Raw genomic sequence first — 13,938 nt, 5'->3', positions numbered from 1 at the left:
ACACGCCGGTAGGCATCGGGCTGTTCAGCCCTGCCCGTCGGACCCGGCCGCCTGCGCCGCCCGTACCTGCGGGGCGAGCTCGGCGATCTTTGCCAACACACCGTTGACGAACGCGGGTGAGTCGTCGGTGGACAGTTCCTTGGCCAATTCGACGGCCTCGTCGACGATCACGATCGGATCGACGTCGGTCGAGTTGAACAGCTCCCACGTCGCGAGACGGAGAATCGCACGGTCGACGGCGGGAAGCCGCTCCAGGGTCCAGCCCTTCAGATGCGACGCCACGACGGAGTCGATCTGCGTCTGGTCGTCGGCCAGTCCCTCGATCACCGTCGCGGTGTAGTCGTGGATCTCGCCGACGCTCTCGTCGTCGCGTACGAACTCGCGCCGTTCCGCCACGAGCTGTGCGGGGCTGACCTGCTTGGCCTCAGCCTCGAACAGCAGGTCCACTGCGCGCCGGCGAGCCTTGTGCCGGGTTCCGGGTTGCTTCACTGATCTACCTTCGTTGACCGAGATTGGTGATCAGCTGTTGACGCGGCCGAGGTAGTTGCCGTCGCGCGAGTCGATCTTCAGCTTGTCGCCGGTGTTGATGAACAGCGGCACCTGGATCTCGGTGCCGGTCTCGACCGTGGCCGGCTTGGTGCCGCCGGTCGACCGGTCGCCCTGCAGGCCCGGGTCGGTGTGCGTGACGGTGAGTTCGACGGTGACCGGGAGCTCGACGAAGAGCGGCTGACCCTCGTTCAGGGAGACCTGGACTGTCATGTTCTCGAGCAGGAAGCGAGCGCCGTCGCCGACGGTCTCCGGCGCGATCGGGTACTGCTCGTAGTCCTGGGCGTCCATGAAGACGTAGTCGGTGCCGTCGTTGTACAGGAACTGCATGTCGCGACGGTCGACGGTCGCGGTCTCGACCTTGACGCCCGCGTTGAACGTCTTGTCGACGGTCTTACCGCTGAGCACGTTCTTGATCTTCGTACGCACGAACGCAGGCCCCTTGCCGGGCTTGACGTGCTGGAACTCCAGGATCTGCCAAAGCTGGTTGTCCATGCGGAGTACGAGACCGTTCTTGAAATCGGCGGTGGTCGCCATGAATCAGTTCCTCAATCTTCTACGTCGGTATGTGTGCATCTCCTGCGCATCGGGGTGCGCGGGCCGTCAGATGACGGTAAAGGTCTTGTCGGTGGTGGTCAGCAGGTCGGGCTCGCCATCTGTGACGATGAGCGTGTCCTCGATCCGGACGCCACCTCTTCCGGGGAGGTAGACACCGGGCTCCACAGTCACCGCTGCGCCGGAAGGTAGTGTACCCGTCGCCAGTTTTCCGATGCCGGGCGCTTCGTGGATCTCGAGTCCGACGCCGTGGCCGAGTCCGTGGACGTACTGGTCCCCGTAGCCCGCGTCGTCGATGACCGACCTCGCAGCGGCGTCGATCGACCTCAGGTCGGCGCCCGCTTTCAGCGCCTCACGGCCCGCGGTCTGTGCCGTCAGGACCAGGTCGTAGATCTCTCGCTGCCAGTCCGCGGCGCGCGCGAGCACATAGGTGCGGGTCATGTCCGAGTGATAGCCGCCTGCGACCGCCCCGAAGTCGATCTTCACGAAATCACCGTCGGCGAGCACCGCCGACGTCGGGCGATGGTGTGGGATCGCGGAGTTGGCACCCGCTGCGACGATGGTCTCGAACGAGATCTTGTCGGCGCCGTGGCGGAACATCGCGTTCTCGAGTGCGCGTGCCACCTCGCGTTCGGTGGCCCCGGCGCGGATCACGCCGTCGGAGATGATCTCGGCGAGGGCGACGTCGCCGATGGCACAGGCCCGCCGCAGCAGCTCGACCTCTGCGTCGTCTTTGACCTCACGCAACTCGGCAACGAGTCCGGTCCGTCCGACGAGTTCGCTCCCCTGCGCGAGACCACCTGTGAGATTCGCGTGAGTCGCGACGGTGAGGATGTCCGACTCGAAGCCGACCCGCGACGCCCCCGACGCGAGCGCGGCTCCGACGAGCTCTTCGGTGCAGTTGCGCGCGATGACGGCGACGAGGTCGCCCGATTGCTCCGCGACCTGCGTGATGTAGCGCCCATCCGTGCAGATCCGGTCGCCGTCACTGCCCGAGGCGGAGATCGACAGCGCGGCGTTCGAGCCCGTGAACCCGCTCAGGTAGCGGATGTTGGTGAGATCGGAGACCACGAAGACGTCGACGGGTTCGGGGCCGGTCGAGATCAGTGCACGAAAACGCTCGCGACGACGCGCGAATTCATCGGGCAACGGAGCTGTGAGCATGCCACTCACGCTACTCGGAGGGCTGCGGCGTCACTTCTGCGCGGCGAGCCGCACGGGTGCGTTGTCGATGCCGTATCCGTCGTAGGCGTCGAACCGTTGGACGAATTCGAAGAAGACCCGGCCCACCGTGCGGGTATAGAAGTGCAGCAGGTAGCCGCCGGCCGGATCGGAGCTGCGGTCGTAGAGCACGCCGAGCTCGCGCAGGTGCGCCAGCAGATCCTCGGCGACACCGAAGCGCCCGCGAACGTAGTCGTAGTAGTTGTCCGGGACACGCAGGAACTGCAGGCCGGCGTCGTGTGCGCGACGCGCGAGTCCGAGCACGTCATCACAGGCGAACGCGACGTGCTGCGCGATCGCCTCGGAGTCGAGGACGTGCGGTGCGACGTTGAGCGGAATCCGGACGGCACCGTCCGCAGAGCGCAACACCTGGCTGCGGATCAGCCCGCGCGGTCCTGGCACTTCGACGGGGTCGTCGGCGTCGAGACCGAACACGCTCATCAGGAAGAGCCGTGCGTCGTCGGCGGTCTCCCACTGCTGGGTGAGGTTGACGTGGTCGATCGCGCGAATCGTCGTGCTTGTCGTCGGCAGTCCGTCGTCGAACTCGTCGACCCAGCAGGGCGAGTCGGCGGTCGCGCCCGTCCAGAAGATCTCGGTGCCGCCGGGCACGATCGTCGTGCCGAACGCGTGCTCCGACGCGTGTGTGCGCCGATTGACCGCAGGCGCACCGAGGATCGAGGCGCGTCTGCTCACCGCGTCCGGGTCGGATACCTGGAGTCCGATGGCCGCGATGTGCGGCGACTCGTCGCGCGCCTGTTGCTCGTTGAGAACCACCCGCGCCTGACCCGCCGTCCACAACGTGACCGGCTTGCTCCGATGTCGGCCGCGACTGACGAAGCCCAGCTGGTGCATCATGGCCTCGACCTCGCGGGTGTCCTCGGATTTGATCTCGACGAAGTCGAATCCTGTCGGGGGCTTGGGATCCGGGATGTCGATCAGGTCGAGCCGATCCTGCAACCACAGCAGCGACCGATGCGCGTGCGCCGCCGTCGGTACGGGGTCGGTCTGTCGGAACGTGTCGTTGAAGACCTCCAACGACAGCGGGCCGGTGTATCCGGCTGCCAGGACATGACCGACGAAGTCCTCGAGATCGAACGCGCCTTCGCCGGGGAACAGGCGATGGTGCCGACTCCACGACAACACGTCCATGGACAGGGCCGGGGCGTCGGCGAGTTGGAGAAAGAAGATCTTCTCCCCCGGGATCGCTCGGATCGCCGACGGATCGTGCCCGCGCGAGAGCACGTGAAAACTGTCGAGGCACAGGCCGACCGCCGGATGGTCGGCGAGTTCGACGATGCGCCATGAACGCCGGTAGTCGTCGACGAACCGTCCCCAGGCGAGGGCTTCGAATGCGATGCGAAGGCCGTGTCCGGCCGCGAGATCGCCGACGCGTCGGAGCTGATCGGCGGACACCGCGTCGTCGTCGATGGTCGCGGTGGCGACATTGCTGCACACGAGGACCGTGTCGATACCCAGTCGCGCAGCGGTGGCGAATGTCGCGTCCGCGCGTCGCAGATTGTCGGCGAATCTCGCCTCGCTGACACCTTCGATGTCGCGTAGCGGCTGATACAGGTACAGCGCCAGCCCGAGCCTGTGTGCGAGAGCTCGAATCTCCTCCGGGGACTGGTCGGCGGCGATCAGATCGGGCTCGAAGATCTCCACGCCGTCGAACCCCGCGTCGGCGCACGCGTGCAGTTTCTCGACGAGTGAGCCAGACACCGAGACGGTCGCAATCGAGGTCTTCATCACATCAATGTACCAATTGGTACATTGTGGTGGCAATGGTTCGTCATGGACAGACGCCTCGCAAGTAAGCTCCCACCGTGGCCGCCAAGCCGAAATCCGAACTCCAGCGCGATCCCGAGCGCACGCGTGCAGAACTGCTCGACGTTGCCACCGAGGTCTTCGCCGAGTCCGGATACTCGGGCGCCCGTGTGGACGAGATCGCCGAACGCACGCGCACCACCAAACGGATGATCTACTACTACTTCGGCGGCAAAGAGGGCCTCTACCTGGCGGTTCTGGACCGGGCGTACCGAGGAATCCGTCAGGCGGAACAGAAGTTGCGCGTCGACCACGCCGATCCGATCGAGGCGATCCGACGACTCGCCGAGGTCACCTTCGACCATCACATCGACAACGACGACTTCATCCGCCTGGTCTCGATCGAGAACATCCATCGCGGTGACTTCATCCGGCGACTCACCGATCTCCCGCAGTTGAGCGCACCCGCGACGTCGCTCCTCGACGAGATACTCGCCGACGGTCGTGCAGCCGGCCTGTTCCGGACCGACGTCAGCGCACTCGATGTCCACTTGGTGATCAGCTCGTACTGCGTGTTCCAGGTGGCCAATCGCTACACGTTCGGCTACCTCTTCGACGTCGATCTGACAGAGACGTCGCACCGCGCTCACCTGCGCAGAATGATCGGCGACGTCGTCGTCGGATGGCTCACGACCACCGCCTGAACCCACTTCCTCGAGCGAGGCCCGTCGGGGTCCTCTGCGTCTTCTTGTGCGATTCCAATCACACGAAACTGTTGACGAGACGCAGCGCACAGTGCTCTACTCGATTGCGAACGTACTAGTTCGTACATTACGGAGCAGCTCATGGAACCTTCCGAGACCAGCTATCTGGTCGGACTCATCGGCACCGGCGTCGGACCGTCGTTGACCCCGGCGATGCACATGGCCGAGGGCCGCGCGTTCGGCCTCGAGTACAGCTACCGGCCGATCGACCTCGCCGCGGCGGGCATCTCCCCCGAACGCATCGGCGAGGTGCTGTCCTGGGCGCGCGCGCTCGGATTCGACGCGGTCAACGTCACCCATCCGTGCAAGCAGTTGGTCATGGCGTATCTCGACCATGTCGATCCCGTCGCGGCCACGCTCGGCGCGGTGAACACCGTCCTGTTCACCGACGACGGCGACGTCGGATACAACACCGACACAACGGGATTCGCGCACGGCTTCACCGAGGGGCTGCCCGACGCCGACCTCGCCGACGTCGTACTTGTCGGCGCGGGCGGCGCGGGAACGGCGGTCGCGGACGCGCTACTGCGGCTCGGTGCCGCCCATCTCACCGTCGTCGACCTCGACGTCGACCGTGCCGGAGCCCTCGCACACGACCTCGCCACCCGCCACCCACTGCCGAGTGTCGACGCCGCGGCGTTCGACAAGCTCCCCGCACTGCTTCCGGAGAGTTCCGGCGTCGTCCACGCGACGCCGACCGGAATGGCCGAGCATCCCGGCATCGCGTTCGACGCCGGGCTGCTGCGGCCCGACCTCTGGGTCGCCGACATCGTGTACCGCCCCCTCGACACCGCGCTGCTGCAGGCCGCGCGTGCGGTGGGCGCACCAACCCTCGACGGAGGCCACATGGCCGTCTACCAGGCCGTCGACGCATTCGCGCTGATCACCGGGCTGAACCCGGATGCCGATCGAATGACCCGTCACTTCCGCCAACTCGTCGCAAACGCGTCCTGACCGCCCTGCCACCAGGCACAATCGCACCAGAGGAGTACCCAACATGACCACCACCGAATCCGACGGCACCGGAGCCGTCGGGAAACGCACACCACGACACGCCGCACTCGCGGGTTTCATGGGCAGTGCGGTCGAGTACTACGACTTCTTCCTCTTCGGCTCCGCCGCAGCGCTGATCTTCCCGCACGTGTTCTTCCCGTCCGACGACAACGCGGCGCTCGTGATGTCGTTCGCCACGTTCGGTGTCGCCTACATCGCGCGCCCGATCGGAGCGCTGATCCTCGGCCATTTCGGTGATCGCATCGGTCGCCAGCGCGTACTGATGTTCACACTCTTGCTGATGGGCGTGTCGACGTTCGTCATCGGGTGTCTGCCGACCTTCGATCAGATCGGCTGGCTCGCGCCAACCCTGCTCGTGATCTGTCGTCTGCTCCAGGGGTTCTCCGCAGCAGGTGAACAGGCAGGCGCCAGCTCGTTGGCACTCGAGCACGCGCCCGACCACCGTCGTGCGTTCTTCACGTCGTGGACGCTGACCGGAACCCAGGGCGGACTCATCCTGGCTTCGCTCGTGCTGATCCCCTTCATGGCACTTCCCGACGACGCGAAGTATTCGTGGGGCTGGCGTGTTCCGTTCTGGCTGTCGGCCGTCGTGGTTCTCGTCGCCTTCTTCATCCGACGTCGACTGCACGAGACACCGCAATTCACCGAGGCCCGCGAATCCGGCGACATCGCACGCATGCCACTGGTACCCCTGATGCGCGACCACTGGCGTGATGTAGCGCGAGTCGTGTTGTGCGCCTTCATCGCAGCGGTCTCGACGGTTTTCGCCAATCTCGCTCTCGCCTACGGCAAGCACGTCGGACTCGACGCCGGGCTCACCCTGTGGCTCGTGGTCGTCGCCAATATCGGCGCGTTGATCACCCAGCCGCTCTTCGGAGCCCTCGCCGACCGCATCGGACGCAAGCCCGTCTTCATCTACGGCGCGCTCTCGTCGGCCATCCTGATGCCCTTCTACATGCTCTCGATGAGTCAGGGCAATCATCTGCTGACCTTCGTGCTCGCCGTGCTCACCTTCTCGTTCGGGTATGCGGCTGCCAACGCCGTGTGGCCGGCCTTCTACGGCGAGATGTTCTCCACCCGGGTCCGTTTCTCCGGCCTCGCCATCGGCACGCAGCTCGGATTCCTCATGGCGGGCTTCGCGCCGTCGATCGTGACCGCGCTGGGAGGCGTCGGAGACGGCGGCTGGGTGGTGATCAGCATCTTCACCGCGGCCATCTGCCTGATCGCGGCTGCGGCCGCGCTCACCGCCCGCGAGACCAAGGATGTCGCGACCGACGACCTCGGAGCCGCGCCGGTGACGGCGACACCCCGCAGCGCCACGGCGCTCGCGGCCTGACATCGCAACGATTTCCCACGCGGGAGTGGGGTGGCGAACCACGCCACTCCACTCCCGCGTGTTCGAGATCACGCTACCCATGAGTATGCTGTCGGCCATGGTGTCCTGGTTGCTGCGCGGTGTCGTCATGACCGCGGTCCACGTCGTCGCTCGTATTCTCCTCGGTATCGCAGTCGTTCAATCACCACTTCACTCGACGGCATGGAAGACCATCGCGGTCGCGGCGGTTGTATTCATTGCGCTGGTCTGGGGCGGTTTCGACGGCATCCGCGACGCCCGGGCACACCCCGACCCCGACGACTACGACGACCTCACGATCCGTTGGCTCAAGGCCGGCGTGTTCGCGGGCCTGTTGTCGTGCCTGATCTGCTGGATTCTCGGCACCATCGGTGTTCAGGGAATCAGCGAGTCGAGCTTCTTCATCGAGATCATCGCCGGCGGCTCGTTCATCGCGCTTCTCATCTTCTTCCCGGCGTTCTTCGGCGCGTCCATCGGCCGCTGGCTCACCCGGCGTGATCAGCGCAAAGAGCAACGACGTCTCGACGACGAATCCAACCGCGAGACTTCCGACCGCGACGACGACACCGCCGTCATCGAGCGCACCGACGACCGCAGAGTCGCGAACTCGGGCGCCGATCCGGCCTGATCGGTATCCGCGAGATCAGAGCAGTGTGGTACCCGCGGTCGGACGCTCCGACGCGATAGCCGAGTAGGCCGCGACCAGCAGGCTCGGATCGGGACCCTCGAGCCTGCCCGGCTTGGCCAGCCCGTCGAGAACGACGAACCGCAGGACACCCGACCGGTTCTTCTTGTCGCCCGACATCCCGTCCAGCAGATCGGGAAATGCGTCGGCGTCGTAGGTGGTCGGCAATCCGACGAGTTCGAGGATGCTCCGATGGCGATCGGCCGTCTCGTCGTCGAGTCGTCCTGCGAGCCGCGCCAATTCGGCGACATAGACCAATCCGACGGCCACGGCGGCGCCGTGACGCCACCGGTAGCGTTCGCGACGCTCGATCGCGTGCCCCATCGTGTGTCCGTAGTTCAAGATCTCGCGCAGTGACGACTCTTTGAGGTCGGCCGAGACGACGTCTGCCTTCACCTGGACCGAACGTCGGATCAGCTCCGGTAGCACCGGACCGGTCGGGTCGGTGGCAGCGGCGGGATCGGCCTCGATGATGTCGAGGATGGTGGGATCAGCGATGAATCCGGTCTTGATGACCTCGGCGAGGCCCGCGATGATCTCGTTGCGCGGCACCGTCTCCAACGTGGCGATGTCGATGAGCACGGCGTCGGGTTCGTGGAACGAGCCGACGAGATTCTTGCCCGCGTCGGTGTTGATGCCGGTTTTGCCACCGACCGCGGCGTCGACCATGGCGAGCAGCGTCGTCGGAATGTGGATCACACCGATTCCGCGCATCCAGGTGGCGGCAACGAAACCGGCGAGATCGGTTGCCGCTCCCCCGCCGAGCGCGATGACCTTGTCGTTGCGCTTGAGGCCGATTCGCCCGAAGACGTCCCAGCAGAATGCGGCCACCGACAGGTCCTTACCTGCCTCGGCATCGGGGATCTCCACGCGATGCGCATCGACACCCTTGTCCGCCAAGAACTCTCGTACCTGCTCCGCCGTCTGCGCGAGCGTCGGCTGATACAACACGGCGATCCGGTCGGCGCCTGCGGCGGCCTGCGCGACCTCGTCGAGCAGTCCGCGCCCGATGACGACGTCGTAGGGCGACGCCCCGTCGACTCTGATCGAGATCGGCTCGGTCATGAGGTTCTCCCTGCTGTCAGTTCGTCGGCCAACGCCAGAATGATCAGATCGGCGACGGCGTCGGGGTCGCCGTGCGCGTCGACCTCGACGCCCGCCACCGCCGAGTACGTGTCCTCGCGTTCTGCGAGCAGAGAGCGGTAGCGCTCTGCCGGATCGTCTGAGGCCAGGAGCGGGCGATCCGACTCGCGGACCCTGGCGAATCCCGACTCCGCGCTGACCCGCAGGTAGAAGACACGATGCGTATCGAGTGCCGCACGCACGTCAGCGGTGGTGACCGCACCCCCGCCGAGGGCGACGATGCCGCCGTGCGTCGCGAGTACATCGGCGACGACGTCGGCTTCGAGTTCCCTGAACTTCTCGGGACCATCGGCGACGAAGATGTCCGGGATGGAGCGGCCGGTTCGTCGCACGATCTCGTGGTCGGTGTCGATGAAGTCGACTCCGAGCCTGTCGGCGAGCAACCGGCCGACGGTCGATTTACCCGCCCCCATGAACCCGACGAGTACGGCCGCGGGCTTGTTCGTCGATGTCACGCCCGCTGCCGCAGGAGTGTTCACGACCGCGCTCCGCGCTGCGCGACGCGCTTGAGGTATCCGGCCAGGTTGTCGGAGGTCTCGGTCGCCGAATCGCCACCGAACTTCTCGAGAGCAGCCTGCGCGACGACGAGCGCGACCATCGACTCGGCGACGACACCCGCCGCGGGCACAGCGACGACGTCGGAACGCTGGTGGATTGCCTGCGCCTGCTCACCGGTCGCCATGTCGATGGTCGAGAGTGCGCGCGGCACCGTCGAAATAGGCTTCATGGCGACGCGAACGCGGATGTCCTCGCCGTTCGTCATGCCGCCCTCGAGGCCGCCTGCGCGGTTGGTCGATCGGAGTACGCCATCGGGCCCGGGCACCATTTCGTCGTGCGCGGCGCTACCACGACGACGTGCGGTCTCGAAGCCGTCGCCGACCTCGACACCCTTGATCGCCTGGATACCCATCAGCGCGCCCGCCAGCCGCGAATCGAGACGGGTCTCGCCGCTGACATGGGAGCCGAGCCCGACAGGGACACCGGTCGCGACGATCTCGACGACGCCGCCGAGCGTGTCGCCCTCTTTCTTCGCGGTCTCGATCTCGGCGATCATCGATTCCTCGGCGGCCTTGTCGAAAGCACGCACCGGGCTCTCGTCGATCGCCGTGAGGTCCGAAATCGTCGGCGGCGGACCGACATACGGGGTGCTGCCACCGATCGAGATCACGTGCGAGATCACCTCGATCCCGAAAACCTGGCGCAGGAAGTTGCGCGCGACGGTACCTGCCGCGACGCGCGCAGCGGTCTCGCGGGCGCTCGCGCGCTCCAGCACCGGACGAGCGTCGTCGAATCCGTACTTGAGCATGCCGGAGTAGTCGGCATGACCCGGCCGGGGTCGGGTCAGCGCGGCGTTGCGCGCGCTGCCCTCGAGCTCTGCGGGGTCGACGGGATCGGCGGCCATCACGGTCTCCCACTTGGGCCACTCGCTGTTGGCGATCTCGATCGCCACCGGCCCTCCGAGCGTCAGCCCGTGCCGCACACCCCCGAGCACACTCACCTTGTCGGCCTCGAACTTCATGCGCGCACCACGCCCGTAGCCGAGCCTGCGGCGTGCGAGTTGTTCGGCGATGTCGGTCGAGGTGATCTCCACCCCGGCGACCATGCCTTCGACAATGGCAACAAGGGCCGGGCCATGAGACTCTCCGGCGGTTATCCAGCGCAACACAAGGATCAATTGTTCCATGTGACGGCGGCGACACCCCAACCACGTCTTCTCATCCCGAGCCGGCCACGAACAGCGTCGCACCCGAGGCGATCATCGGCGGCCCGTGCGGCCAGCGCTGCCGCCCTCGTCGCGTCAGCAGCCCGAGTACCTGAGCGGCGAGCACCATCAGCAACGCCGACGCCGGGTCGGCGAGCATGCCGCCGAGCACGAGCGCCAACTTCACGTCGCCACCACCGCAGAAACCGGCCAGCCACCCCACCAGGTAGGGACCTGCGGCAGCGACCGCTGCGAGCGCGATGGACGGCCGCACGCAGCACGAAACCCCGACTGCGACGAGACCTGGCCACAGCAGCACGGTCGGCAGCCGCGAGGTGCGACGGTCGATGTCGGCGAGCGCGACCAGCCACAGCGCAACCACGCAGCCGACGAGTTCCATGCACGACAGTCTCGGCGACGCGGCGCGATCCGACGCCCCGCGGCCGACATGTGCGGCGAACCTGTGGACAGGGCTGTGACTGGGGACAGAACAGGGCTGGGAAGGGATCAGTCGAGCGCCGCGGCCATCGCCTCACGCGGTGCGACACGTCCCGTGAACTGCTCCACCTGGCTGTAGGCCTGGTTCAGCAACATCACCAGACCCCCGACAACGCGCCCCCCGCTCGCCGACACGGCGTCGGCCAGCGGCGTCGGCCACGGGTTGTAGATCACGTCGACGAGCGCGCGCGTGTGCGTGAGCGAGTCGATGATCGGCTCGACCGCCGCGGCGGGGACCGTCGATACGACGACGCCCGCGTCCGCGCTCGCTTCGAGGAGTTCTCGGGACGGGCGAAACGGGAGGAAGCGCACGTCGAGATCGAGTCGCTGCGCGAGGTCGACCACGTCGGACGCGCGTGTCTCGTCGCGCGCGACCACCGTCAGTGCACCGAACCCGGCCTCTGCGAGGGCGGCGACGCTCGGTAGCGCGGTTCCGCCTGCCCCGACGAGGACCGCGTGCGGGTGCTGCGACGCCGCGACGTCGACCTCCCGCAGGGCACCGATCATGCCGTCGATGTCGGTACAGTCGGCGCGCCAACCGGTGTCGGTGCGCACCAGGGTGTTCGCCGAACCCACGAGGACCGCCCGCTCGGTGCGTTCGTCTGCGACCTCGAGTGCGACACGCTTGCCGGGCATGGTGACCGACAAACCCACCCATTCAGGCGAGAGCTCGCCCACCAGGTCGGGAAGCCGACGCTCGTCGCACTCGATCCGCTCGTAGGTCCAGTCGTCGAGGCCCAGCGACCGGTAGGCCGCGAGATGCAGGTCGGGTGAGCGCGAATGCGAGACAGGCGAGCCGAGGACCGCGGCGCGGCGTCCAACCGCGCCACCGACGGGAGCGCGCCGCGGTGGAGGTGTCAGATCCATCGACTCAACTACACCCGGTGGTCAGCAGCTTGTTGTTGCACGCCTGCTCACGATTGCGTTTGTGCTGATCGAAGGTGTCGGCGAACAGCGTCGTACCCTCGCGGTCGACGGTGACGAAGTAGAGCCAGTTGCCGTCCTCCGGATGCTCGGTCGCCTCGAGCGCACGCTCGCCGACCGCTCCGATCGGCGTCGCCGGGAGCCCCTTCATCTGATAGGTGTTCCACGCGTTGTCCGACTTGTACGCCTCACCGTCGAGGTCGATGTTGGTCACCGTCGCGGTGTAGTTGGCGGTCGAGTCCATCTCGAGACGCTGGTCTTTGTCGAGGCGATTGAGGATCACCCGCGCGACCTTGGCGTAGTCGTCGGGCTTGGCGACCTCACGCTCGACAACAGACGCCGACACCAAGGTCTGGTACGGCGTCAGACCCGAGTCGTTGGAACCCTGATCGCTCAGGCCCCACTGCGCGAAACGCTGCGCACTCTGCGAGATCAACTGCTGCAGGATCTGTGTTGCCGACATGTGCGGGTCGATCGTCTCCCACGTTCCGGGAGCGATCAGCCCCTCGATCCGCCGGTGATCACCATTGAGTTTCTCGACGTCGGCCACCGCCCAATCGGGAACACCGAGTTCCTGCGCGGAGGTGCCTGCTGCCGCCTTCTGCAGGTCGTCGACCGATACCCCGACCTTCTGTCCGTTGACGGTGACGGATGTGGCGTCGGAGATCATCTGGAAGATGCCTGGCGTCGTCTTGCCGTCGGCACCCTTCTTCGTGTCGAGCTGCAGACCCTCCGGAACCACGACCCGACCGACCCGGTGCGTCGTCCCATCGGTCAGCATCTGCACTGCTGTCGACGCGGGGATCTCGGTGCGCAGCTTGTAGTAGCCGCCCGAAATCGCCTGTCCATCAGCGGCATTGATGAACGCGCGCTGACTGCCGACGACGTTGTCGTCTGCGAGGATTCGCCCGAAATCCTTCAGCGTGGAGTTCTGCGGAATGTCGACGATCACGTCGCCGGTACCCGCGGCGTTGGTGTAGTCCTTGCGCGAGTCGAGCATGCCCGCCGCACGCAATCCGTAGTAGCCGACCCCGACCACGGCGACCAGCATGATGGCGATGACCGCTGCGAGCACGGTTCGTCGCTTACGTCGCCTGCGTCGCGATTCGGGAGTGTGGGCGCGAACCCGCCCCCTGCGCGTCGGCGAGATCGGCTGGTCGTGGTCTATCGAGTCGTACGACTCGTCGGTCTCGATCGATTCGAGTGCGACGCCTGCGCTCTGGTAGTCGCGCGCATCGTATGAGTCCTGTGAAACCGACGCCCTCGACGCCACCGGGGCTTCGACCGGAGTCGGCTCGACCGGTGCGGTGTCGAGTTGCTTGTCGACGGGAGGCGTCGGCGCGATCCGTTGCGGGCGGGCGCGACGCGGTGCGGCCATGTGGAAGGTGTCCACCGGCTCGACGTCGGAGACCGGTTCCGGACGGCGCACGGGCCGATCAGTAGGCCGCGGCGTCGTGGCGGGGGCCTGTGGCGCACGCGGCACCGGACGCGGAGCACGACCCTCTGCGACGTTCCGGGTCGGCTGTGGCGCCTGCGCGCCGTCGGGTCGCGGTCGTTCGGATCTCGGGGTGTCGGTTCGGACTACCGGGATCTGTCCCGTGGTGCCGGTGCGCCGACGCCGATGTCGGTTGTGCGGCTTGCCATCGGCCGGTTGGGTGAAGTACCGGAGTCGCTCGAGATCGAGACCTTCGGTAGGGTGATCAGAGGCTTCACGATGACGATTCCGATGCCGTTCGTCGGTCACCGAACGTCCCCTCCCTCACATCGA

General features: G+C 66.5%; 14 protein-coding genes. 4 read left to right on the top strand and 10 right to left on the bottom strand.

Annotation, left to right across the window (positions count from 1 at the left end; all coding sequences use genetic code 11):
- Positions 1–24: 24 nt before the first annotated feature.
- From nusB to ACRVY7_RS12125, 4 genes are all read right to left on the bottom strand, one after another.
- The gene (nusB, locus tag ACRVY7_RS12140) at positions 25–489 is read right to left on the bottom strand and encodes a transcription antitermination factor NusB (protein ID WP_049697273.1); all 465 of its coding nucleotides are present in this window, start codon (positions 487–489) and stop codon (positions 25–27) included.
- Between the two features lie 30 nt (positions 490–519).
- Entirely contained in the window at positions 520–1,083 is a 564-nt protein-coding gene (gene efp, locus ACRVY7_RS12135) for an elongation factor P (protein WP_049697272.1), read from the bottom strand.
- Positions 1,084–1,149: 66 nt separating this feature from the next.
- Complete coding sequence (locus tag ACRVY7_RS12130) at positions 1,150–2,265, bottom strand: M24 family metallopeptidase (protein WP_431817230.1); 1,116 nt, start codon at positions 2,263–2,265, stop codon at positions 1,150–1,152.
- Positions 2,266–2,295: 30 nt separating this feature from the next.
- On the bottom strand, positions 2,296–4,068 hold the full coding sequence (locus ACRVY7_RS12125; protein ID WP_431817229.1) for a bifunctional sugar phosphate isomerase/epimerase/4-hydroxyphenylpyruvate dioxygenase family protein: 1,773 nt from the start codon (positions 4,066–4,068) through the stop codon (positions 2,296–2,298).
- Between the two features lie 77 nt (positions 4,069–4,145).
- On the opposite strand from ACRVY7_RS12125, the gene ACRVY7_RS12120 reads away from it, so the two are divergent.
- The 4 genes from ACRVY7_RS12120 (at position 4,146) to ACRVY7_RS12105 (ending at position 7,846) form a co-directional block, all read left to right on the top strand.
- Entirely contained in the window at positions 4,146–4,790 is a 645-nt protein-coding gene (locus tag ACRVY7_RS12120; protein ID WP_049697269.1) for a TetR/AcrR family transcriptional regulator, read from the top strand.
- A 141-nt stretch (positions 4,791–4,931) separates the two neighbouring features.
- Positions 4,932–5,804, top strand: coding sequence for a shikimate dehydrogenase (locus ACRVY7_RS12115; RefSeq protein WP_431817228.1), 873 nt, complete (start codon positions 4,932–4,934; stop codon positions 5,802–5,804).
- Positions 5,805–5,847: 43 nt separating this feature from the next.
- The gene (locus ACRVY7_RS12110) at positions 5,848–7,200 is read left to right on the top strand and encodes an MFS transporter (RefSeq protein ID WP_064870788.1); all 1,353 of its coding nucleotides are present in this window, start codon (positions 5,848–5,850) and stop codon (positions 7,198–7,200) included.
- A 97-nt stretch (positions 7,201–7,297) separates the two neighbouring features.
- Complete coding sequence (locus ACRVY7_RS12105) at positions 7,298–7,846, top strand: B-4DMT family transporter (RefSeq protein WP_331436666.1); 549 nt, start codon at positions 7,298–7,300, stop codon at positions 7,844–7,846.
- A gap of 15 nt (positions 7,847–7,861) precedes the next feature.
- Here ACRVY7_RS12105 and aroB read toward each other — a convergent pair whose 3' ends face one another.
- From aroB to mltG, 6 genes are all read right to left on the bottom strand, one after another.
- Positions 7,862–8,968, bottom strand: coding sequence for a 3-dehydroquinate synthase (gene aroB, locus ACRVY7_RS12100; protein WP_431817227.1), 1,107 nt, complete (start codon positions 8,966–8,968; stop codon positions 7,862–7,864).
- Positions 8,965–9,459, bottom strand: coding sequence for a shikimate kinase (locus ACRVY7_RS12095; RefSeq protein ID WP_197494645.1), 495 nt, complete (start codon positions 9,457–9,459; stop codon positions 8,965–8,967). Before ACRVY7_RS12095 ends, aroB begins: the two co-directional genes overlap by 4 nt.
- Positions 9,460–9,521: 62 nt before the next feature.
- On the bottom strand, positions 9,522–10,730 hold the full coding sequence (gene aroC, locus ACRVY7_RS12090; RefSeq protein ID WP_049697263.1) for a chorismate synthase: 1,209 nt from the start codon (positions 10,728–10,730) through the stop codon (positions 9,522–9,524).
- 31 nt (positions 10,731–10,761) lie between these two features.
- Complete coding sequence (locus tag ACRVY7_RS12085) at positions 10,762–11,148, bottom strand: prepilin peptidase (protein ID WP_431817226.1); 387 nt, start codon at positions 11,146–11,148, stop codon at positions 10,762–10,764.
- Positions 11,149–11,255: 107 nt separating this feature from the next.
- Entirely contained in the window at positions 11,256–12,113 is an 858-nt protein-coding gene (locus ACRVY7_RS12080) for a shikimate dehydrogenase (protein WP_431817225.1), read from the bottom strand.
- 4 nt (positions 12,114–12,117) lie between these two features.
- On the bottom strand, positions 12,118–13,914 hold the full coding sequence (gene mltG, locus ACRVY7_RS12075) for an endolytic transglycosylase MltG (RefSeq protein WP_431817224.1): 1,797 nt from the start codon (positions 13,912–13,914) through the stop codon (positions 12,118–12,120).
- Between the last annotated feature and the right edge of the window lie 24 nt (positions 13,915–13,938).

Source organism: Gordonia jacobaea (assembly GCF_965344965.1).
In the GTDB taxonomy this organism is placed as follows: Bacteria; Actinomycetota; Actinomycetes; order Mycobacteriales; family Mycobacteriaceae; genus Gordonia; species Gordonia jacobaea.
Note: the sequence above shows the minus strand (reverse complement) of the source record. Positions and strands in the feature narration are given on the sequence as shown.